The sequence below is a fragment of the Microthrixaceae bacterium genome, assembly GCA_023957975.1.
Lineage (GTDB): Bacteria > Actinomycetota > Acidimicrobiia > Acidimicrobiales > Microtrichaceae > JAMLGM01.
In genome coordinates, this window is sequence record JAMLGM010000009.1 from 51,408 (window position 1) to 73,443 (window position 22,036).

At 64.4% G+C, this 22,036-nt stretch carries 19 protein-coding genes; 7 read left to right on the forward strand and 12 right to left on the reverse strand.

Annotation, left to right across the window (positions count from 1 at the left end; genetic code table 11):
• Positions 1 to 3: 3 nt before the first annotated feature.
• The 5 genes from M9952_12980 to M9952_13000 all read right to left on the reverse strand — a co-directional run bounded on the left by M9952_12980 (position 4) and on the right by M9952_13000 (position 4,620).
• Complete coding sequence (locus M9952_12980) at positions 4 to 1,011, reverse strand: methyltransferase domain-containing protein (protein ID MCO5313837.1); 1,008 nt, start codon at positions 1,009 to 1,011, stop codon at positions 4 to 6.
• A 79-nt stretch (positions 1,012 to 1,090) separates the two neighbouring features.
• Entirely contained in the window at positions 1,091 to 1,957 is an 867-nt protein-coding gene (gene rfbD / locus M9952_12985; protein ID MCO5313838.1) for a dTDP-4-dehydrorhamnose reductase, read from the reverse strand.
• 2 nt (positions 1,958 to 1,959) lie between these two features.
• Positions 1,960 to 2,928 (reverse strand): dTDP-glucose 4,6-dehydratase, encoded by a 969-nt coding sequence (gene rfbB / locus M9952_12990; GenBank protein ID MCO5313839.1) that lies wholly within the window; start codon positions 2,926 to 2,928, stop codon positions 1,960 to 1,962.
• Positions 2,929 to 2,939: 11 nt separating this feature from the next.
• Positions 2,940 to 3,506 (reverse strand): dTDP-4-dehydrorhamnose 3,5-epimerase family protein, encoded by a 567-nt coding sequence (locus M9952_12995; GenBank protein ID MCO5313840.1) that lies wholly within the window; start codon positions 3,504 to 3,506, stop codon positions 2,940 to 2,942.
• Between the two features lie 7 nt (positions 3,507 to 3,513).
• Positions 3,514 to 4,620 (reverse strand): glucose-1-phosphate thymidylyltransferase, encoded by a 1,107-nt coding sequence (locus tag M9952_13000; GenBank protein ID MCO5313841.1) that lies wholly within the window; start codon positions 4,618 to 4,620, stop codon positions 3,514 to 3,516.
• Positions 4,621 to 4,733: 113 nt separating this feature from the next.
• On the opposite strand from M9952_13000, the gene M9952_13005 reads away from it, so the two are divergent.
• On the forward strand, positions 4,734 to 6,740 hold the full coding sequence (locus M9952_13005) for an N-acetylmuramoyl-L-alanine amidase (protein ID MCO5313842.1): 2,007 nt from the start codon (positions 4,734 to 4,736) through the stop codon (positions 6,738 to 6,740).
• A gap of 61 nt (positions 6,741 to 6,801) precedes the next feature.
• Here the strand turns inward: M9952_13005 and moeB are convergent, their stop codons facing one another.
• Positions 6,802 to 7,977 carry a molybdopterin-synthase adenylyltransferase MoeB gene (gene moeB, locus M9952_13010; protein ID MCO5313843.1) on the reverse strand — a complete coding sequence of 392 codons (1,176 nt, stop codon included), beginning with the start codon at positions 7,975 to 7,977 and terminating at the stop codon, positions 6,802 to 6,804.
• Between the two features lie 200 nt (positions 7,978 to 8,177).
• Between moeB and M9952_13015 the strand changes: the two genes are divergently transcribed.
• The 3 genes from M9952_13015 to M9952_13025 all read left to right on the forward strand — a co-directional run bounded on the left by M9952_13015 (position 8,178) and on the right by M9952_13025 (position 11,020).
• Positions 8,178 to 8,729 (forward strand): cob(I)yrinic acid a,c-diamide adenosyltransferase, encoded by a 552-nt coding sequence (locus M9952_13015; GenBank protein ID MCO5313844.1) that lies wholly within the window; start codon positions 8,178 to 8,180, stop codon positions 8,727 to 8,729.
• Positions 8,730 to 8,802: 73 nt separating this feature from the next.
• Positions 8,803 to 10,242: a leucyl aminopeptidase gene (locus tag M9952_13020; GenBank protein MCO5313845.1), complete on the forward strand. Its 1,440-nt coding sequence runs from the start codon at positions 8,803 to 8,805 to the stop codon at positions 10,240 to 10,242.
• Between the two features lie 82 nt (positions 10,243 to 10,324).
• Complete coding sequence (locus M9952_13025) at positions 10,325 to 11,020, forward strand: hypothetical protein (GenBank protein MCO5313846.1); 696 nt, start codon at positions 10,325 to 10,327, stop codon at positions 11,018 to 11,020.
• 46 nt (positions 11,021 to 11,066) lie between these two features.
• On the opposite strand, the gene M9952_13030 is transcribed toward M9952_13025, so the two are convergent.
• The 4 genes from M9952_13030 to M9952_13045 all read right to left on the reverse strand — a co-directional run bounded on the left by M9952_13030 (position 11,067) and on the right by M9952_13045 (position 15,002).
• Positions 11,067 to 12,362, reverse strand: a complete 1,296-nt coding sequence (locus M9952_13030; GenBank protein MCO5313847.1) for a glycosyltransferase family 4 protein — start codon at positions 12,360 to 12,362, stop codon at positions 11,067 to 11,069.
• Positions 12,359 to 12,838, reverse strand: coding sequence for an acyltransferase (locus M9952_13035; GenBank protein ID MCO5313848.1), 480 nt, complete (start codon positions 12,836 to 12,838; stop codon positions 12,359 to 12,361). Before M9952_13035 ends, M9952_13030 begins: the two co-directional genes overlap by 4 nt.
• Entirely contained in the window at positions 12,835 to 13,776 is a 942-nt protein-coding gene (locus tag M9952_13040; protein MCO5313849.1) for an NAD-dependent epimerase/dehydratase family protein, read from the reverse strand. Before M9952_13040 ends, M9952_13035 begins: the two co-directional genes overlap by 4 nt.
• 89 nt (positions 13,777 to 13,865) lie before the next feature.
• On the reverse strand, positions 13,866 to 15,002 hold the full coding sequence (locus tag M9952_13045) for a DegT/DnrJ/EryC1/StrS family aminotransferase (GenBank protein MCO5313850.1): 1,137 nt from the start codon (positions 15,000 to 15,002) through the stop codon (positions 13,866 to 13,868).
• Positions 15,003 to 15,453: 451 nt separating this feature from the next.
• Between M9952_13045 and M9952_13050 the strand changes: the two genes are divergently transcribed.
• Both M9952_13050 and M9952_13055 read left to right on the forward strand, forming a co-directional pair.
• A complete protein-coding gene (locus M9952_13050; protein MCO5313851.1) occupies positions 15,454 to 16,386 on the forward strand; it encodes a Gfo/Idh/MocA family oxidoreductase in 933 nt (310 codons plus the stop codon).
• A gap of 1 nt (position 16,387) precedes the next feature.
• Positions 16,388 to 17,698, forward strand: coding sequence for a hypothetical protein (locus tag M9952_13055; GenBank protein MCO5313852.1), 1,311 nt, complete (start codon positions 16,388 to 16,390; stop codon positions 17,696 to 17,698).
• Between the two features lie 29 nt (positions 17,699 to 17,727).
• Here M9952_13055 and M9952_13060 read toward each other — a convergent pair whose 3' ends face one another.
• Complete coding sequence (locus M9952_13060; GenBank protein MCO5313853.1) at positions 17,728 to 19,629, reverse strand: hypothetical protein; 1,902 nt, start codon at positions 19,627 to 19,629, stop codon at positions 17,728 to 17,730.
• Between the two features lie 331 nt (positions 19,630 to 19,960).
• Between M9952_13060 and M9952_13065 the strand changes: the two genes are divergently transcribed.
• On the forward strand, positions 19,961 to 21,058 hold the full coding sequence (locus tag M9952_13065; protein MCO5313854.1) for a DegT/DnrJ/EryC1/StrS family aminotransferase: 1,098 nt from the start codon (positions 19,961 to 19,963) through the stop codon (positions 21,056 to 21,058).
• 137 nt (positions 21,059 to 21,195) lie between these two features.
• On the opposite strand, the gene M9952_13070 is transcribed toward M9952_13065, so the two are convergent.
• Positions 21,196 to 21,984: a hypothetical protein gene (locus M9952_13070; GenBank protein ID MCO5313855.1), complete on the reverse strand. Its 789-nt coding sequence runs from the start codon at positions 21,982 to 21,984 to the stop codon at positions 21,196 to 21,198.
• Between the last annotated feature and the right edge of the window lie 52 nt (positions 21,985 to 22,036).

Below are 22,036 nucleotides of genomic sequence, written 5' to 3' on the forward strand. Positions count from 1 at the left end.
CGGTCACCGACCCGACCGGTGACGGAGCTCCCGGTAGGGCGTGAGCGCCTTCCAGGTCAGCTGCCACGTGGTGGAGTTGATGACCTCGTTGTAGCGGTGCTCCAGCGATTGGAGACGCGCGATCTCGCTCTCGAGTTCCCGCACTCGGCCGAGCGCAGTACCAGCCTTACGTTCCGCTGCCACCGACGCATCGACGGCGCGCAGCCGCACGTGTTGTGCCTCGCGCAACTGCGACTCGAGTTCGTCCACCCGCCGGCCAAGAGCGTCAGCCTCCTGCGCCCGCTCACGCCACTCGAGCACGTCAGCGCGAGTGATGTCCGGATCACCTGATCCGCCGTTGGAGGTCGCTTCGAGCAACGCGTTGCGAAGACGGACGTTCTCGTCGCGAAGGCGCCAGAACGATCGGTCGTAGTCGCGTACCCGGTCTGCCCACTGCGCAGGCCGACGCTCATAGAGCACCGCCCACGGGCTGATGAACGTCGCGTCGAAATCGACGACGCGGAAGAACCCCTCGGCGGCGAAGAGAGCCGACCAGTACTCCGGCGGCTGCACGTTGAGATGCGTCGGCTCCTCGTACTCATAGGGAGTCGACGACAACAAGATCCGATCCGTCGCCGCACAAAGGTTGGCAACCGCCACCGGAGCCTCCGCGGCGGGAAGGTGCTCGATCACCTCGATACATGTGATGAGGTCGTAGGTGTCGGGAAGTGCTTCGGTCAGGGAGCCGACCCACACGTACTCGCCGATCGAGGGGTCCGCTTGGCCGATCGCATAGTCACTCACGTCGAACCCGTACGCCTCGACGCCACGGGCGCGCAGCGCCTCCACGAACCGACCGATCGCACAGCCCGCGTCGAGGGTTTTGGTCGGATTCAGCGTCGCCACGACCCGATCGGCGAAATGATGGAACAGCGCCGCAAATTCCGTGGACTCGGCGTAATTCACCCCTCCGTACGAGGCGTAATACTGCTCGTCATAGGTCGGGGCCGTCACGTCAGGTGTACTTGGCACGCGCAAGAGCATAGACGTTGACACAGCGGGTTCTCCGACACGGCGGACCAGACCCGAACCGCGAACGCGGGCGTCGCTGTCAGCGCGCCTGCAGCGCAGAAACCACTTCGGCGAGCGGCTCGCGGTAGTCCCGCAGTTCGCCGAACCCACTGTTACGCAAAGCGAAGTTGTCGAGGACCGAATACGCCGGGCGCTCGGCCATCGGCGGGGCGTCCGCTGGGCGTGCCGCCTCAAACTCCGCAGTCGTGATCGGGCGGACCTTGTCGCGGCTGTGCCCACCGGCTTCGAGGATGTCCTGGACGAACTCGTACCAGCTCACGGCGCCTTGATTGGTGACGTGGTGCACCCCGCGGGCCCGGCCGACAGCCAGCTCGATGAGCTTCGAGGCAAGGTCTCCCGCAAAGGTCGGGTGGCCGTACTGGTCGCTGACGAAGGTGAGTTCGTCGCGTTCGGCCGCCACCCGCAGCACCGTCTTGACCATGTTGTTGCCGTGCAGGCCGCAGACCCACGAGGTCCGGGCCACGGTCCATGCCGGATCGAGTTCAAGCTCACCACCGAGCTTGGACGCGCCGTACACCGACCTCGGGTTGGGGATGTCCCATTCGACATAAGGGGTGCCCTTGGTGCCATCGAAGACGTAGTCGGTCGACACGTACACCACGTGCGCCCCGACCTTCGTTGCCGCATCGGCGATGAAGCGTGTCGCCAGCGAGTTGACGCGAAACGCCACATCGGGTTCGGCCTCGCAGCGGTCGACTGCGGTAAAGGCCGCACCGTGGATGATCGCATCGGGGGCGAACTGGGTGATGGCGGAAAGAATCTGGTCGCGATCGGTGATGTCGCAGGTGTCGACGTCGACCCCGACCACTTCGTGATGGCTGTCGCCCAGCCGCTGCATCAACTCGGTCCCGAGTTGCCCGTTCGATCCGGTGACGAAGATGCGCATGGCTACCGGTTCCTCACCCGCTCGCGCAGCGGCGCCCACCACGCTCGGTTGTCGACGTACCACTGGACCGTCAGTTCGATCGCCTCTTCGAAGGTGACCTGCGGAGCCCAACCGAGCTCAGCGACCTTGTCGGTGGCGATGGAGTACCGGCGATCGTGCCCCTTACGGTCCTCGACGTAGTTCACCGAGCTCTCGTCCTTGCCGAGCGCGGCGAGGATGATGTCGGTGATCTCCCGGTTGGTCTTCTCGTTGCCGGCACCGATGTTGTACACCTCGCCGACGGTTCCCTTGCGCAGCACCGTCTCGACCCCGCGGCAGTTGTCGAGCACAAACAACCAGTCGCGGACGTTGAGTCCGTCGCCGTACAACGGCACCTTGCCGCCCTCAAGCAGCGTCGTCACGAAGAACGGGATGATCTTCTCGGGGAACTGATACGGGCCGAACTGATTTGAGCTTCGAGTGATAACCACCGGAAGTTCGTAGGTCTCGTGATAGGCCATGGCGATGAGATCCGAGCCGGCCTTGGCCGCAGAGTACGGCGAGCGCGGCATCAGCGGATCCCCCTCGACGAAGCTGCCCTCCTCGATCGAGCCGTACACCTCGTCGGTGGAGATGTGCAGGAACCGCTCGACACCGAGTTGTGTCGCGATGTCGCACATCACGTTGGTGCCGTCGCAATTGGTCCGCACGAATACGTCGGGGTCGAGCAGCGAGCGATCGACGTGGCTCTCTGCGGCGAAGTGCACCACCTGGTCGCATCCCTGCATCGCGTCGCGGACCGCATCGCGGTCACAGATGTTGCCGTGCACGAAGCTGAACCGCGGATTGCCCTCAAGGTCGGCGAGGCTCTCGCGATTGCCCGCATAGGTCAACGCGTCGAAGACGACGACCTCATCATCGGAGGTGGTCAGGATGTGGCGGGCGAAGTTGGAACCGATGAAACCGGCGGCACCGGTGACGAAAAGCTTCACGTGAGGATCCCTCAGGTACGGAGCGAATAGTGAGGTTGGAACATGGGGTCGAGTTCGCTGCGCAGCGGGTTCTGCTGGTCGCGCTGCGACAGAATCGGATCGGCGACCCCCCAGTCGGCCTCGACCGCCGGGTCATTCCACGCCACACCGCATTCGTCTTTCGGGTTGTAATACCCGTCGACGAGGTAGGTGATCGCCATGTCGGTGATCGAGGCGAACCCGTGGGCGACGCCCGGCGGGATGAAGATACCGAGGTGGTTGTTCTCGCCGCCATCCACCTCGCCGAGGTCGAACTGCAGGGTTGCGCCATCGGTGGGCGACCCCTGGCGAAGGTCGTGCAATACGACGCGGGCGTGGCCGAACGGGACGTACCAGTAGTCGGCCTGGTGCAGGTGGTAGTGGAGACCGACGAGGCACCCGGCGATGCGATTTCCACGGTTGCCCTGGATCATTTCGCGGCCCTGGGGGAACCACTCGCGGCGGTAGGTCTCGATGAAATAGCCGCGCTCGTCGCCGAATTTGGTGGGTTCGACGACGTAGACGCCCTTAATCACGTCGGACTCGGTCACGGTTGCCATGAGGTGATTACTCCAGGTCGATGGTGCAGTCGTCGCCGATCATCAGGCGGGTTGCCTTGGGACGCTGCGCGGTGCGGTGAACGGTGGTGTTGCGGCCGAGCAGCGAGTCGACCAGGCGCGGCACGTTCTCGATGACGGCGTTGTCGAGAACCACCGAGTTCTCGATCTCAGAATCGGTGATCGTGCAGTTGGCAGCGACGGAGGTGAACGGCCCGACATACGCATTCGTCAGCACCGTGCCAGCACCGATGATCGCCGGGCCGCGCACATGACTGTTGATGAGCTTCGCGCCCGCTTCGATACTCACGCGACCGTCGATTTCCGACGCGTCGTCGACCTCGCCCTCGATGCTGGGCTCGAGTTCCTCGAGGACACGTCGATTCGATTCGAGGAGCGGGTCCTTCTTGCCGGTGTCGAGCCACCACCCCTCGAGCAGGTCGTGGCGAACACGTTGGCCCGATTCGATGAGCCACTGGATGGCGTCGGTGATCTCGAGTTCCCCACGAGGCGACGGCTCGATTGCGGCGACCGCGTCGTGGATGAGCTTGGTGAAGAGGTAGACGCCGACGAGCGCCAGGTTGGAGGGCGGATCGGCCGGTTTCTCGACCAGGCGGACGACCCGACCCTCGTCGTCGACCGCGGCGATTCCGAACCGATGCGGGTCGGGAACCTCGCACAGAAGAATCTGTGCGGCCGGTGGCACGACCGAGCCGTCGAGGGTCGGCTCGTTGGCGGCGCGCTTGTCGTCGTTGAACCGGGCGACAAACTCGACGAGTCCCTGCTGCAACATGTTGTCGCCGAGATACATCACGAAGTCGTCGTCGCCGAGAAAATCCTTAGCGATCAGCACGCAGTGAGCGAGGCCGAGCGGCTCGTCCTGGGGGATGTAGGTGACGTTGGCCCCGAACTGCGATCCGTCACCGACCGCCTCGCGGACCTCGGCTCCCGTTTCGCCGGTAATGATGCCGATCTCGGTAATCCCGGCCTCGACCATGTCCTCAATGCCGTAGAACAGAATCGGCTTGTTGGCGACCGGAACGAGTTGCTTGGCGCTCGTATGGGTAATCGGACGCAGCCGGGTTCCCGCGCCGCCGGAAAGTATCAGACCCTTCACAGGGATAATGGTCTAGCAGGACACCCGTCCAGAGGCGAGTGAGCAGAAAGGTGTCGCCTGGCACCGGGACGGGCGCGGCCGCTTCCCCACCGAACGCCGCTACCGTCATCGCGATGCGGAACTCGCTTCGACCCGTGCCCGTACTCGTGTGCGTCGCCCTCATCGCGACGCTCCTCGGAATCGCCCCCACTCCGGCGCTCGCCGCGACCACCCGAGGAGATCTCGACAAGGTTCCAGTCGAATTCGGTGCCGAGGTCGTCGAAATCGAGCCGTTCTCGACGATCGGCGTGAGTTGGACCGGCTCCTCGGAGACACCGCCGGCCATCGAGGTTCACACTGCCAGCGGCTGGATGAGCCTCGGCAACGTCGGAGCCGAACCGGATCTGGGCCCGGACGACGGCTCGACAGAAGCGGTCGCGGCAGAGCAGGTCACCGGGGACGAGCGATTCAGCGAGCCGTTCTGGGTCGGGGACGCGAACGGATACCGGGTCCGAGCCCGTCGAGGCGTGAGGGACGCAACGGTCCACCTGATCCGAACCAGGACCGTGATGGTGCCGGTCCTCCAGCAGGACCAGGCGGGGGCCGCCGCGGCGCCCCACGACGGCCCTGCGATCCACGGCCGATCCGAATGGGGTGCGGCACCTCCTGCGTCGTCGCCGACAACGGCACCCGCCGTCAAGATGGCGATCGTTCATCACACCGCCGGGTCCAACGACTACACCCCCGAACAGGTGCCATCGATCATCGCCGGGATCCAGACCTACCACCAGCGTTCACAGGGGTGGAACGACATCGGATACAACTTTCTCGTCGACAAGTTCGGTCGGATCTGGGAGGGGCGCGCCGGCGGCATCGGAGCGGCCGTCGTCGGAGCGCACGCAAGCGGTGTCAACACCGGCTCGGTCGGCGTCAGCGTGCTCGGCAACTACACATCGTCCGCAGCATCGGACGCGGCGATCGCAGCCGTCGGAGCCGTCATCGGATGGAAGTTCGCGCTCCACGGCGTCGACGCGAACGCGACGACCACGGTGACGGGCAACGAGTCAAACAAGTTCGTCCCCGGCCAGGTCGTCACGCTGCCGACCATCGTGGGGCATCGCGATGTCGGGACCACCAGCTGTCCTGGCATGATCCAAGGCCAGCTGGGCTTGATCCGATCATTCGCCGCCGCTCGCGCCGCCGTCAGCAACGGAACGGTGGACCATTGGGTCCGCTCACGGGCCGACACCGTACGCGCCGCCGGATGGGGCGTCGACGTCCGGTCGTCCGACAACGTGAAGGTGTCGGCGTTCCGCAATGGATCCAAGGTCGCGTCCACCGTGACATCAGGCGCCCGTGCCGATGTCTCCGCACTCTTCCCTGCAGCAACCCGCACTGCAGGCTTCGCGCTCGACATTCCGCTCGCCGACGGGGACAACTCGATATGTGTCTACGTCGAAGAAACGACGTATGGGGCACGGCGATCGCTGGGATGCACCACGATCGCTGCGGCGAACAACCCGGTCGGCAACGTCGAGGCGGTCACCGCCGTTTCCGGCGGATATCTCGTCAGGGGCTGGGCATTCGATCCCAACACGACTCAACCGATACCCATCCACGTCTACGTCGATGGCGTCGGTCACGTCGCGACGACCGGAACCCCACGTCCGGACCTCGCACCACTCGTACCGGCAGCGCCGACGAACTCCGGTTTCGACATCGTCGTGCCCGCCGATTCCGGTCGACACACGATCTGCACCTACGCGATCAACGTCGGCGCCGGCTCTTCCAACGTCGGTCTCGGTTGCCGAAGCGTCGGCTACAACCCGGATCCGGTAGGCGAGTTCCTTATCGCAGGCCGTCACCAGAACTCCGCGCTCTTGGTCGGGTGGGCCCTCGACCCCGACACGACCGACACGATCGGGGTGCTGTTCTTCAACAACGGTCGCATGGCGCACCTCGCCGGGGCCATGTATCCGTGGGACCAACTCGCCGGGCGGTTTCCGAGCCACGGGACCAATCGACTGTTCTTCTCGCTGATGCCGATCAACCGCGGCCGAAACGACATCTGCGCCTACGCACTCAACGTCGGACCGGGCAACCCGGCGACGTTCATCGGCTGCCACACGGTGGTGCGCTAGCGAGCGGCGCACCACCGTGGCGGCGGACCTCAGGGTCGGCTGCCGCCAGGGTCGGCGGACCTCAGGCCGCGGGCGGCACCAACGGTGCTGGCGAGCACAACCCTTCGAGTTCGACCACCTGGATCTGGTCGCGGTTCTCCCAAGTGATCGCGTTGTTCGGGTCCTTGCGGATCTTGTATTCGCGAAACTCCATGTCGAGCGCGTCGAAGGTGAGATAGCGGCCGATCAGCGGATCGCCGACGCCCAGGATCAGTTTGAGGGTCTCGATCGCCTGCACGACACCGATGATGCCGGGCAGCGCACCGAGCACACCCGCCTCGGCGCAGCTCGGCGCCATCTCCGGCGGGGGCGGTGAGGGCAACATGTCGCGGTAGGTCGGGCCCTCGAGTGGGTGAAACACCGTGACCTGCCCCTCGAAGCGGAAGATCGACCCGTGCACCACCGGGATGCCGAGCTTCACCGACGCGTCGTTGAGCATGTAGCGAACCGGGAAGTTGTCGGCGCCGTCGACGATGATGTCGTAGCCCGAGATGATCTCTTCGATGTTGGAGGCATCGAGGCGTTGGTCATAGGTGATGACCTTCACGTCCGGGTTCAGTTTCTCGATGGTTTCGCGGGCTGAATCGACCTTGCGCATGCCGATGCGATCGGTGTTGTGAACGATCTGGCGTTGCAGGTTGGAGGCGTCGACGACGTCCATGTCGACGATGCCGATCGTCCCGACACCAGCGGCCGCCAGATACAGCGCCGCCGGCGAACCGAGGCCACCGGCGCCGAGCAGAAACACCTTGGCACCGAGCAGCTTCTGTTGACCCTCTTCGCCCACCTCGGGGACGAGCAGATGGCGTTGGTACCGGTTGCGTTGCTCGGGGGTCAGCACCTTGGGCGCACTCCACTCGCGGCCCTCGTCCTTCCACTTGTTGAACCCACCCGCCATCGACACGACGTCGCGGTATCCGAGTTCGGCCAGCGTCTTGGCGGCGAACGCCGAGCGGACACCACCGGCGCAGTGCACCACGATCTTGGCGTCCTTGTCGCTGATGCGGTTCTCGATGTTCGACTCAAGGTTGCCGCGGGGGATGAAGATCGCCCCGGGAATCGACCCCTGCTCGAATTCGTCGGCCTCGCGGACATCCAACACGATGGCACCGGCGTCGCGGAGTTCCTCCGCCTCCGACGTCGAGACCTCGACGATCTCACCCTTGGTGCTGTTCAACAAATCACGAAACGATGGCATGGCAGCTCTCTTTGCGAAGTACGCGACGCCCGGATGGGGGAACGCCCCCGCGAGCGGCACGAAATCCTAGTGAATTGGTCAACAATTGAAAAAGCCAGCTGATTCCCGCGCTCGACGACCGCGGCCGACAGCCAGCAGCCGTCGTACCCGGCGCCAGCAGCGGCACCGCCCGCGGCGTGTCGGCGGGTAGGGTCGCAGCGATGCAGATCTACACCCGAAAGGGCGACGACGGCACCACGGGGCTGTATTTCGGTGGCCGGGTGCCCAAGGACTCTCCGCGACCGCAGGCCTACGGCGACGTCGACGAGACCCAATCGGCCATCGGTCTGGCCAGGGCCCATGCCGTGCAACTGGGCGTTCACGACGTCGCGGAACTCGACCGGATCCTCATCGGGGTGCAGCGCGACCTGTGGGTCGTGATGGCCGACCTGGCGACCGGAAGCGACAACCGGGGCAAGCTCACGCCTGGGCGGACCTCGGTCACCGCCGAGATGGTCACCGCTCTGGAGCAACTGATCGATTCCACCGCCACCCGTTTTGAACCACCGACGGAATTCGTCGTCCCGGGAGGCGACGTCGTGTCGGCCGCGCTCGACGTCGCCCGAACGGTGTGCCGTCGCGCGGAACGCTCCGCGGTCGCCATCGACGACCCCGGCTCGCACGCGACCGGCTACCTCAACCGCCTGTCCGACCTTCTCTGGATGCTGGCGCGTTGGCAGGAGGGCTCGGCGCTCACCGTTCGCTCCATCTAGTGGCAGCCTGACAAACCCATTCGTATTCACCCCTTCCCCACCGACACCCACCGACGCACCCCCAAGGAGCAACGTGACCACGCTCAAGCACGCCCGCACACTCAGCACCCGCACGGCGGTGGTCGCACGTCTCGTCCCGAGCGACGCACTCGATGCCGCCGGCGTCGACGCTGCGCTACTGAAGCGCCTCTCGTTCAAGGGTGAGGCCGGGCAATCAGCCACCGTCACCTCTGAGGGCACCGTCATTCGACTTGTGGGCCTCGGCGCATCTGGCGAGGTCAATCCCACCGCAATACGCAAGGCAACGGCCAACGCCGTACGCGAACTCAGCGGTCACGCGTCGGTCGCCGTGGACCTGGGGGTGCTCGCTACATCGGCATCGCTCGACCTCGAAGCGGTCGTGCAGGCAGCCGGCGAGGGCGCAGCACTCGGCGCATATCGGTTCACCGAGTACAAGGCGGCCTCCGACACCCCGTACGTCGCGACGGTCACCCTCGTCGCCCCGGGCGGCAAGGCCGGGCTCACTCGAGCGATTGCGATCTCCGATTCGGTGAACTGGGCCCGCGACCTCGTCAACGAGCCGGGGGGCACCCTGACCCCGACCGTGTTCGCCCAACGGGTGAAAGAACGAGCCTCCGCGGCGGGGCTCAAGGTCGAGGTGCTGACCGCCAAGCAGATCGCCGCCAAAGGCCTCGGCGGGCTCCTGGCGGTCAACCGCGGCTCGGTCGAAGAGCCCAGATTCGTCAAACTCACCTACAACCCCGCCACCGCCGCGGCGCGCAAGCGCCCCTCGGTCGGGCTGGTCGGCAAGGGGATCACGTTCGACTCGGGCGGACTAAGCATCAAGCCCGTCGCCGGGATGATGACGATGAAGTGCGACATGGCCGGGGCCGCCGCCGTCGTGGCGACCATGGTGGCCCTACCGGCCCTCGGAGTCGGCGTTCCGGTCACCAGCTACACGCCGCTCACCGACAATATGCCCGGACCCGACGCGACGCGGCCCGGCGACATCTACCGGGCCCACAACGGTACGACCGTTGAGGTCCTCAATACCGACGCCGAGGGTCGACTCGTGCTCGGCGACGCGCTCTCGATCGCCTCCGACGACGGCCACCGCACCATCATCGACCTCGCCACGCTCACCGGAGCCTGCATGGTGGCGCTCGGCGACCAGATCGCCGGACTCATGGGAACCGACGACGAATTGATCGAAGCATTGAAGACCGCTGCCGAACGTGCCGGTGAGAAGGTCTGGCACCTGCCCTTGCCCGCCGAGTACCGCAAGCTGATCGACTCCCCGATCGCCGACATCAAGAACATCGGCGGCCAATACGGGGGAACGCTGACCGCCGGGTTGTTCCTCAAGGAGTTCGTCGGCGACGACATCGCCTGGGCCCATCTCGACATCGCCGGCCCCGCGTTCACCGAGGCCGCGTCCGATGAGGTTGCGCGGGGCGGCACCGGATTCGGGGTACGCACCCTGATCGAACTCCTGGAGACGCGGGCCCGCTAACGCCGCACCAGTTGTGGAGCCGACCCACCCTCGGAGCGACCTTCAACCAAGTCCAAGACCGTACGACGTAGAGTCTGCCCGCATGAACCAGATCCACTCAACAGCCATCATCGGCCCCGGTGTCGAACTCGGCGAGGACAACATCGTCGGTCCTCACGCGGTTCTCTACGGGCCCACCGTGCTCGGCAACGGGAACTGGATCGGTCCTCACGTGGTCATCGGCACCCCCGGCGAATCAAAGGGAAATCCCCATCCGCCGCTGTGGGATAAGCCAGGCCCCGGTCCAGCGATCACCATCGGCGACGACAACATCATCCATGAGTTCGTTGCCATACAGGCCTCGTTGAGCGATCAGACGAAGATCGGTGACCGCTGCTTCATCATGGATAAAGCCCACGTTCCTCATGACGCTCAGCTCGGCAACGACGTCACGGTGGCATGTTCGGTGATGATCGGAGGGCACAGCCGGATTGGCGATGGCGCCAACTTGGGGCTTGCGTCAGTGCTACACCAGTTCATGGTGGTTGGCGCCGGGGCGATGATCGGGATGAATTCGGTGGTGACCCGTCCAATCCCGCCTTTCTCAATCGCGTACGGATCACCCGCCCGGGTGAAAGGAGCCAACCGGGTCGGCATGTCGCGAGCGGGGATCGCCCCTAACGTCGTCGAAGCGCTCCACACCGCATTCGTATCGGAGATCGAGCTCGATTCCGACGTAATGGCGCCAGAACTTCAGGCAGCCTTCGACTGGTTCAACCAGGCCGTTGGCGCCCACTGAGCCTTCCAGACACCGGCCAGGTCGAATCGGATGATTGGTGTCCCTGTTACAGCCCTGCTGAGGGCTCGCGTCGATCCACCGGGTAGCGACTCGTCCCGTTCGATTCGATGTCGGACAGGTCGACGATCCGATCGCTTGGGGGCATGGTCGATTCCGAAACGCCATGGATAAGGCGCTCGAACACTTCAAGGTGTTTGTTACTCACCGCTTCGATACTGAACGATGACTCGATCAGCTCGATTTGGCGACGGCCAATCGCAGCCGCGCCGACAGGATCGCTCAGAATCTGGCTGATCGCACCGCACAATTCAGCGGGTCGTCCCTCTGACACCAACACGATGTTGTCGCCGTTCACCAGGCTGATACCACGGAAATTGTCCGAACGGATTGCGGCCACAACCGGTGTGCCGGACAGCATTGCTTCCAGGCTCGCCGTACCCAGACCGTAACCTTGCAGGTCGTGCGCCTCGAGATCGCCTGCGGCGAGGTAATCGGGCACCTCCGGAGCCGGCACCGCACCTGCGCAGATGATGTGATCGCCAACCCCGAGTTCCTCGGCGACGCGAAGGAACGAATCGTCATGGACCGCCCCGACAACCAGCAACATCGTATCGGGGTGCTGGCGCAGCACCCCTGGAAGCGCTTCAACGAGCAATCGGCGATCGCGTAGCGGGATGACGTGACCGACCGACACGATGACCGGTTTGCCTACAAGTCCGTGGCGTTCTCGAATCCTGTCACCGTCGCCGCGTCGCTTGAACCGCTCGAGTTCGATCCCGACGGGGATGTCGACCAACTGCGTTTCGGTCACGGCGTAACGAGATCGGATGTAGGCATCCATCAAGCGATCCATGACCACCATCGATGGGGAATAGCTCGCCAGGATCGGTCGGACCCAGAAGTAGTCGATCGCTGCGAACACCAATGCATAGACCCGATTGGGATTCTCCAGGCGCGTGTGCACGCTCAACAACGCCGGCACCTTGTTCTTCGCCGCCCAGCGGCCACTCATCCACGTCAGATCGAAGAACTGACCGTGCTGGTGGATCACGTCAGGCCGAAACTCGTCCAGCAGTCTGTTCACGCGGCGCATGTTCGACGGGCGGAACGCGAACGACATGTCGAAGCTGATCGACAGGCCGAGGTTCGGCAGCTTGGCCGCGGGCAGTCGAATGATCCGGTATCCATTGCGCTCCTCATCGGCCGGAGCGCCGCCATACGCGGCCGTGATCACCAGCACCTCATGGCCGACCCTGGCGTACTCACGGGCAAGCAACGCCGACAGATGGGAGCTCCCGCCAACGCGTGGAGGGAAGAAGTTATTGACGACCGCGATCTTCATGAGCGTTCCGATTTCACTGCGTCGAAGCTTGGCTCGACAGTATCGACAGGCGCGCTGAACATCTCAAATGCGACGTCGTTGCCGTCGAGGTGCACGCGGCCGATCACACGAGCGGGGACGCCGGCAACCACGCTCAATGGCTCGATGTCCTTCGTCACAACGGAGCCGGCACCGATCACCGAACTCGAACCGATGGTGACCCCCATGTTGATGATCGATCCCGCACCGATGAAGACGTGGTCTCCGATCGTGGTTGGGGCGCGTTCAACCTCCGGGTACGCCCTACCGGAGACGCAACGTTTCGCCGATGAATGGGTGTAGATCTGCACCCCTGACGAGACGTCGCACCCCCTCCCAATCTCCAGGCCGCCCGAACCATCGATCACACAGAAGGCCCCGATCCAGGTGCCTTCGCCAATGGTCGGGTCACCCGAGAGCCAGACACTCGGGTGATACGGGTGTGCCGGTTCGCTCACCCGATCGCTGCTCGCGCTAGTGCGGTCATCCCATCTTCGACCGTGATGGTCGGCTCCCAGCCCAGCAGTTCACGGGCACGTGTGATGTCAGCGGCACGACGGCTCACCAGAACCTTGCGCGGGTTGAACTCCGGAGCCACGTCGACCCCAACCGCGTCGATCAGCACCTGGGCGAGCTTGGCGACGGAGGTCTGCACGCCGGTACCCACATTGACCGGCTGGTTCACGTGGTCCGCTTCGAGAGCGGCAACGATCGCCCGTGCAATGTCCTTCACATGGATGAAGTCCATCGATTGCTCACCAGCGCCGTCGATGATCGGCGGTTCGCCATTGCTGATCCGCTTCACGAAGTGGTTGATCACCGAGGTGTAGTAGGCGCTCGTCTTTTGACCTTCGCCGTACACGTTGAAGAACCGAAGTGCCGCCCAGGACAGGTTCTGTTGGTTCTCGTAAAACCTGCACAGATGCTCACCAGCCAGCTTGCTGATGCAATACGGCGTGAGCGGGTTGAGCGGACCATCCTCGGCCATTGGGAGGCTGGGCGGATCGCCGTAGACCGAGGCGCTCGATGCGAACACCAGCCGACGAACACCAGCGTTTGCCGCCGACGCAATCACGTTGTGGTTTCCGACCATGTTGATGTCGATGCTCTCATCGGGATCGGCGATGCTCTTGTTGATCGACACCGCTGCGAGGTGGATCACGCTGTCGCATCCCGCCACCGCACGTTGAACCGCACCGCCATAACGAACGTCCTGCTCGAACAGTTCGACGTTGCCTTCGGCGACGAGCGCCTCAAGTTCGTCCCGGTTCGCCCGGTGGGTCATCGAGTCCATCACCCGGACGCGATACCCGCGCTCCAACAGCAACGGGAGAAGGTGCATCCCGATGAACCCGGCGCCGCCGGTGACGAGCACGGTCTTTTGTTCAGAGGTCATTGGATGTTGTGTCCTTGGGAGGTTGTTGAATCGTTTCGATTCACGCGGGTGTCGGAGGAGTCAGCAATTGCGCTGGGTCTGGGTCCCGCCTACACCGCGGCGGCGACCGCCGCCGCGAGCGCTTCAGCGACGATCGCAACGTCGGATTCGGAAAGCTCCGCGTGCATCGGAATCGCCAGATGATGTTCGAAGATGTCTGCGGAAACCGGGCAAACATCACTCGATCCGTACACCGGCTGTACGTGGCACGCGAATGTGCCGATGTTACAACCAATGCCCTGGTCACGAAGCGCCTGAGCAACCGAGCCCCGCTGGACATGTGGTGCCAACGTCACGACAAATGACTGCCACGGATGGGTTCGCTCTGCAAGCTCAACCGGCATCGTCAGCAATTCATTCGACCCCAACAACTCGATGTACTGCGTAGCGATCCGTTGGCGGGTAGCCACCAGGTCATCAAGCCGATCGAGTTGCACGTTGGCGATCGCCGAGGCGATGTCGGACAACTTGTAGTTGTAGCCAATCTCGGTGAACTGTGGCACCGCAAGATCGTTGTTTCCAGCGCGCGACAAAGCAGACTCGACGCCGAAACAAAGGTTTTTGGCGACGAACGCAGCGAGATCGGAGCGAGAGGTCGTGACCACGCCCCCTTCCCCCGACGTGATGCCCTTGCGCCCGTGAAGGCTGAACGCAGCGATATCCGCGAGTTCACTGTGGCCGGCAGGGATACCGCGATACGTCGCTCCGGCGGCACACGCGGCGTCTTCGACGAGGAACAGACCGTGCCTCTTGGTGAGTTCACGTAGTTCGGCGTACTCGGCACATTGACCGAACGTGTCGACCGCTATTACCCCGACCGTCTTCTCACCGATCAACGAAGCAACCGAGTCGGGGTCGATCAAGGCTGTGTCTCGGTGCACGTCGGCGAACCGGGGGGTCGCCCCGGTGAACGCGACCGAATGTGACGTGGCCGGGTAGGTGTAATCGGCGCAGATCACCTCATCGCCCGGACCGACACCAAGCGCCCCGAGGGCGAGGTGCAGTCCAGCCGTGCAGTTGTTGACCGCCATCGCGTGTGAGACGCCGATTCGCTCGGCAAAACGCCCCTCGAACACCTTGGTGGTTGGACCCTGGCCCGCAAGCCAGCCGGATTCGAACACAGCCGCTACAGCAGCGAGTTCCTCGGGCCCGACCGTCGGCCGACCGAGCGCGATGTTGTGTGTCATATCGTTCCTTGGCATCTCGGTACCGCCGCGAGGGCTGCGACACTCTGAGGGAGTTCCGATCAGCGACGATACTCCGTGTGTACATGCAAGTGGGTTACGACGGCGCTCTGTGCACGTTGGCGCGGCCAAGGCATCAGCCGCCACAAGCTGATCCTCCGGCTCCCGTGACTTCCGAGCTGCCACAAGCGATGCCGACGCTTCGACCCGCCCGAGCTCTGTCGGCCGAACAGCACATCCCGTACGTCACGATCGTCGGTTTCGACATCGAGCTTCAGCCGACGAGGCCATAGCCCAGCCCGCCGACGACACGACGAAGGCATGGCCGCGCACAACCGACGCGGTAGGGTGCATCGGCTTCCGCGCAACGAACGAACTGGAGCCGAGCGTGACCCCTTCCCAGCCAACTTCCAGCTCCGCTTCCCGAGTCCGAATCGGCTTGGTCGGAGCGGGCATGATGGGAACGCTTCACGCACGGGTCATTTCCGAATCGCTCCGTTGCGAGCTGACGTGGATCTGCGATCGCAACGAGACGAGCGGGCGAAACGCTGCAGCCCGCTTCACCACTCGTTGGGTCCCGGAAATGGAATTCAACTCCGTCGACGCCGTCATCATCGCCTCATCGACCGAGACCCATCCGGCGTTGGCCCTCGCTGCAATCGACGCTGGCAAAGCGCTCCTCGTCGAAAAGCCGTTGGCGGACACCCTTGCGGACACGATGCAGATCGTCGATTCCGCCGCCGCTGGCGATATACCGCTCATGTGCGGGTTCCTCGAACGTTTCAATCCCGTCATCCGCACGGCCATGGAATTCGTCGAGGCACCGGTCCACGCCGCCGCGGCTCGCCACTCCCCCTATGTCACCCGAATTCGCACCGGTGTGGCCTCGGACCTGCTCATTCACGACCTCGATGCACTCATCCGTTTGTTCGGCACGCGCCCCACGTTGCAGCGTGGCCAGCTGGGAGAGGTACACCCCGATAGCGATCCCGGTTCCGAGGACATCGCCGAAGCCATCCTCGATTTCGGTGCCGGCCGACTGGCGACTGCGTCAGCGAGCCGCGTCGCTCAACGCAAAGTACGGACGCTGGTGATCACCGAACTCGACCGCCAGATCGAACTCGACCTGCTCCGCCAGGACATCACCATCTACCGCCACGTCGAACACGCCGCATCCGATGACCGCACCGGACTCGGATACCGCCAACAGACCGTCATCGACATCCCCGTCCTCAGGTTCCAACGCGAACCGCTCGCCGCGCAGCTCGACGAATTCCTCGACGTGGTCGCCGGCGACCACGACCTCACGGCCGTGCGGGAGAGCCTTCTTGAGCCGCACCTTGCACTCGGGGCCCTGCGCGCAAGTATCACCTCTGCGGAGAGCTGAGGTGGCCCAGCGCAGGGCCGCTCAACTGGGCGGTCTGATTCGCTCGGGACAGTCAGCGACCGCTATCGGGCTGGCGTTCAACGGTCTGGCGGCGTACGTATTCCTCGCCGCGGCCGGACGGTCCCTCGGCCCTGCGGAGTTCGCGCCGCTGTCCGTGCTTTGGACGATGTTGTTCCTCGTGGCAACGGGGTTGTTTCAGCCGTTCGAACAGGAACTCGCCCGCGCCGTCTCCGCCAACCGGTCACTCGGCCTCGGCTACAGCGAGGTCGTACGACGCAACGCCGTCGTCGCCGCAGCGCTCGTCGCCTGCGTGATCCTCATCGGAGCCATCGCCGCTGGACCGATCGCTGAAGGCTTCTTTCGAGGGGAGCGCTCCTTTGTCATTGCGCTCGTCGTCGGCATCGCCGGCATCGGGTTCATGTTCTTTGTGCGCGGACTACTCGCAGGCTCCGGGCGCTTCTACGGATTCGCCGTCCTCTTCGTCGCCGACGGCTTGACGAAGTCGCTTCCGGCCGTGATCTTCTGGCTGGCAGGTGGCCGCAACCCTTCGGTCTTCGTCGCCGTTCTCGTCGCCGGCGGATTCGTGGGAGGGGCCGCCCCACTGACGCGCGGCGGTGTGCGGGCGACCGACCCTGGACCCATCCCGCAGTGGGGCGCGGTCATCAGGGCAATCGGGTTGCTACTGATTACCGCCACACTCAGCCAGACGCTGCTCAATATGGGAACGCTCGCGGTCGAAGTGCTGTCGAGCAGCCAAGAGAGCACGAGTGCGGGGGTGTTCCTGAGCGGGCTGTCGATTTCGCGGGTGCCGCTATTTCTGTCGCAGGCGATTCAGGCGGTCCTGCTGCCCCGACTCTCGCGCCTCGCCACCAACCGCGACGAGGTCGAGTTCCGACGGACCACCAGCTGGCTGCTCGGTGCGGTCTTCGCAGCTACGGTCGTCGCCACGATCGTGTCGGCCGCTCTCGGACCACTGGCCGTCCGATTGCTCTTCGGGCCCGATTTCGCCGTTCTCGGCGCACGCGACATGGGGCTGTTGACGTTCGCGAGCCTCACGATGATGTGTGTGCTCACGATCAACCAGATTCAGATCGCGGTGCACGACCACCACCATGCCGGGTGGCCATGGGGCGTGGGAGTTGTCGCCTTTGTTCTCGTCGCGGCCTTTGCATCGGATGACTTATTTCTCCGGGTCGAACTCGCGATGGTCGCCGGCGCTGTGTGCACGGTTGCCATCGCGATCGCGCTCCTCAACCGGGCGGTCACTACGACCTTCGCTGCGCCGTCAGCGCCACCAGCGCCGCCAGATTGAGCTTCAGCTGACCTGCCACACCGGTCCGATCAGTCACCGAGATCACGACCTACGAAGCGCTCGCCGGCGAGCGCCACCGAATCGATCGTTGTGCCACAGGTCGCCGTCGACGATGAAGGAACCACGACGTAACGCACCGACAGGTCACGCAACCGCTCATCGCACGGGCTGATGTGAACCCAGACCGAGTCCGGAGCCGGCACCGAGAACGCTATTTCTTCGCCCTCAGAATCGGCCTCTACGAGCGAAACAATCGCAAATCGATTCCACTGTGAAGCGTCATCGTCCTCGGGGTCGAGCACGTCCCAGGCATCGACAACCGGATACACGCTCACGCCACTCACGTTCGGAACGCTGACCGAATGAACAATGCCGCGAACTCTGGCATCGAGTGAGAACACCGCCCAGCTGTCCGCTGGGTCGCCGCCACCGATGTCTTCCATCACGGAGCGCAGGTCGTTATCCAACAACGCGCCGAGGCCGACTTGAACCGGGTTGATCCGTGCTGCAAGGACGAACGAGAACGCCAAGATCAGCGACAACCCAACCTGGCGGGCCTTGCTCACAGACAAAGCGACGCCCGCGCTCACGACAAAGATGAGTACTGCCGCGATCCGCAGGTCGGGGCGCAGGCCATCGACGGTGTAGGTTCCCGCAGCCCAACCGTGAACCGCAGCGAACACCGCCCCGACGAACACCGCCGAACCGGTGCTGAGGCGCCGGTTGCACCGATCCATCTCGGCGAGGACAAGAACGAAGAAGACGATTCCGGCCAACGTGGCCATTAGCAGCATCCGTGCGGGAGGAATGCGGTTGAACCCCACGATTGAACCCAACCATGGGGGCAGGGGAAGCCAAACCCACGCCGCAGCGACTACGGCCGTGGCACCGGAGGCCCACAGTGGCAACGAATCAACGACCCTGCGCCGCTCAGACGCGGCCTGACGTATTGCGAACAACGCCAACGCCGCGGGCAACAACAAGAAGAGTCCGGATGAGTTTTCCGACTGATTGTTCCCATTGATGGTCGCAGCCGCTGGGGCGGACGCGAACCAGTCCAATGGGGCCCCCAACGCCGAGGCCGCGGGCATGCCTCCGCCTTCAACGCTCGTTCGGTCACCGGGATAGATCGTGGCCGCCATCGCGTCGGCAACTCCCCTGTACGACACGAGCACGGAACCGAAGACCGCGATCGCGATGACTCCGGCGATGATCGCTGGCGGGCCGATACGCCTCAGGCGCAGTCGGACAGTCCCCAGTTCCGACGCATCGGCCCACAGCGTTGCGACCACGACAGGTACGAGCACGACCACCGCGGCAATCACCCACGGCAAATACATCGAGGCGGTGGCGCACGCCAACGCCGCACCGCTGGCAACACTCAGGCCATAGCGCCGCGCAGGCCGTTGTGCGCGTGCCGACCAGATCAGCGCGCTAGCACTCAGGCAAGCCCAACCGATCACCGTGTAGGTGGCACACACCGTCCACCATTGGGAAATGGGGCTCAGCAGCATCAACAGCCCGCCGAAGGCCGACAGCCCGACTCTTCGAGTGATCGCGTAGAGCAGCGCGTAAACGCCCACCGACTGAAGCGCCAACCAGCTCATCCACTCGAACGCGACGGCCCGCTCCACGTCGAAGACCCGGTAGTACAACGATGCGGGCGAGGAGAACGTCTGCCATGAGCTCACTGGAAGCTCGGAGATCAACGCAACTTCATGGTTTCCTACACCGGCAATGACAGAGGTCGAGAACCCGTTCGCGGCCTGGCGCACGACCCAAGGGGTACGCACGTACCACTCGTCGCTACGAATGCCGCGGGGCTGGCCAAAAACAGCGCCCGTGTCGGCGGCGTCACGGCCCGTCGCCTCGGCATACATCCCCACCGATGAGAACGACACCTTGCACGAACCCAACACGATGACGAGCATCAAGGCAACCAGGGGGAAGAGCCACGGCGAACCCGCTAAGCGCGTCGCTGACCTACCGAGATGGCGATGATCGGCTGTTCCGTCACGGCGGGCAGCTTGGCCATTTCGACTTTCGTCGGAGCCGTCGCTCGTGGCCGCCTCGCCCGTTTCCCCCCTGCCTTCGACGCTCTCCTCGATGTCCACGTGCGGAGCCTAGCGGCGCGCTTGCACTACCTCATCGATGCCGTCCCCCGTCCAAACACATAGGAATCCACAGCTAATATCGCCTCGCCTCAGCGCACCGGTGCCCGACGAGCGCCGTCATGTTGATCTCTTCCAAACGGAGCGTGTCGTGATCCCGATTTCATCTGTAGACGTCCCCGAGGAAGCCGAAACGCTAGTTCTCGAGGTCCTTCGCTCCGGAATGCTCGCCTCTGGGCCGAAGGTCGCCGAATTGGAACGGCTCGCTGCCCAGATGGCGGGCACGAAGCACGCGTTGGCGGTCAACAACGGAACAACAGCGCTCGTCGTCGCCCTCGAAAGTCTCCAGCTACAACCAGGAGATGAGGTCATCACGACCCCGTTCACGTTCGTGGCGACGCTCAATGCCATTCTGGAGGCGGGTGCAACTGCGCGGTTTGCCGACATCGGCGACGACTATCTCATCGACCCTGCGTCGATCGAGTCGCTGATCAATGATCGCACCAGGGTCGTCATGCCGGTGCATCTGTACGGTCAACCAGCGGACATGGACGCGATCTCGTCGGTCGCCGGGAGACACGGTCTGCACATCGTGGAGGACTCAGCGCAAAGTCATGGGGCAGCCCTCGGAACGCGACGGGTCGGCTCGTTCGGGCTCGGCTGCTTCTCGTTGTACGGAACCAAGAATGTCACGACGGGCGAAGGCGGGCTCGTGACGACCAACGACGACGCGTTGGCCGACCGGATTGCAGTTCTCCGCAATCAAGGGATGCGCGCCCGCTACCAATACGAGGTTCCCGGGCACAACTATCGCCTGACCGACCTCCAGGCCGCAGTGGGAATACCCCAGCTTGAGCGCCTCGACACGATCAACGATCGCCGGAACCGAAACGCCGCTGTCCTGACCGAGGGCCTCAGCGGGATTCCGGGTCTGCTCACGCCGATCGCCCACGCTGGGCGCCACCACGTCTGGCATCAGTACACAGTTCGTATCACCCCCGATGCGGCGCTCGCGCGAGACGAGTTGGTGGAAGCACTGAACAGCCGCGGCGTCGGTGCGGGCGTCTACTACCCCCGCACCGTGTTCGATTACGACTGCTACCGGTCGCACCCGCAAGTCGTCACAGCGCAGACTCCGAATGCGACGGCAATCGCCTCACAGGTCCTGTCGCTTCCGGTGCACCCGAAGTTGTCCGACGACGACCTCTCCACGATCGTCACCACCGTCCGAAGCCTTCTCGCTCCGTAGGCCAGCGCCCCGTCAGCCCACCCCGCTCGTTCTCCGATAACCAGTGGTCGTGATCACGACCGCTGGTTATCGGAGAACGGCGACCGCGGCGAACGGCGACCGCGGCGGGGTCAGCGGGGTCAGCGGTGTCAGAGGCGTCAGCGGTCGAAGGCCTCGAGCGCCGCGTCGCGGGCGATATCCGGCGGGATGTTCCACGCGACGAGTTGGCGTTCGACCACACCCAACGGTTCGCCGGCCCGTGCGAGCGCGTCGGCCGCCAGGAACGCGTTCGCCACGGCGTTGGGCGTGCGCGACGCGTCGAACCACCGGTCGTGTGCGAGTTGAAGCGAGTCCGGCAGGTGTTCGATTCGTCGAGCGCTCACCGCCGGGAACCTCGTTCGCAACGCGAGGCGGTGTTCGCTCACCCGCGCCGCCAACCCGAACTGGCACGCCCGCACCAGGCTGCGCTGAATCGCGGCGCTCTTGACGAGGTTGTCGCCGAGGCCGAGCGCCAGGCCGGTCTCGGCAAGGTCGACACGGATGCCGCCGGGGTGTTCGATCAATCCGCGTGCGAAGCGGCGGACCAACCAGGTGGTCGAGGGGCCGAGAATCGGTAGCCAGAACCGCTCCACATAGTCCCCGCGCGGATCATGCCCCGTACGTTCCACCTCGGCATCGTGCCACGGCACCACTTCGAGGGTGCGTTCGAACGGAGGGCGCTTGACCCCCGAGGCCTTGGCCTCCGAAGCCTTGGCTGCCGTCCTGCCGACACGGCGCTCCTCGGCACTCGGGGAGGTACCTGCCGGATGGTCCTCGGAGCCGTCCGGCCTCGCCGAAGCGCCGGGCTGAGCAGAAGTGTCCGGCTGGGCAGAAGTGCCCGGCTGGTCGGAGGGGGCCGGCTGGGCGGAGCGTGCAGCGGGTGAAATGGTGGATGTGGCGGGTGCCATGACGGCTCCTGGATCGTTGATCGATGAAGGCAGGTCTCCTGCGATACGGGGA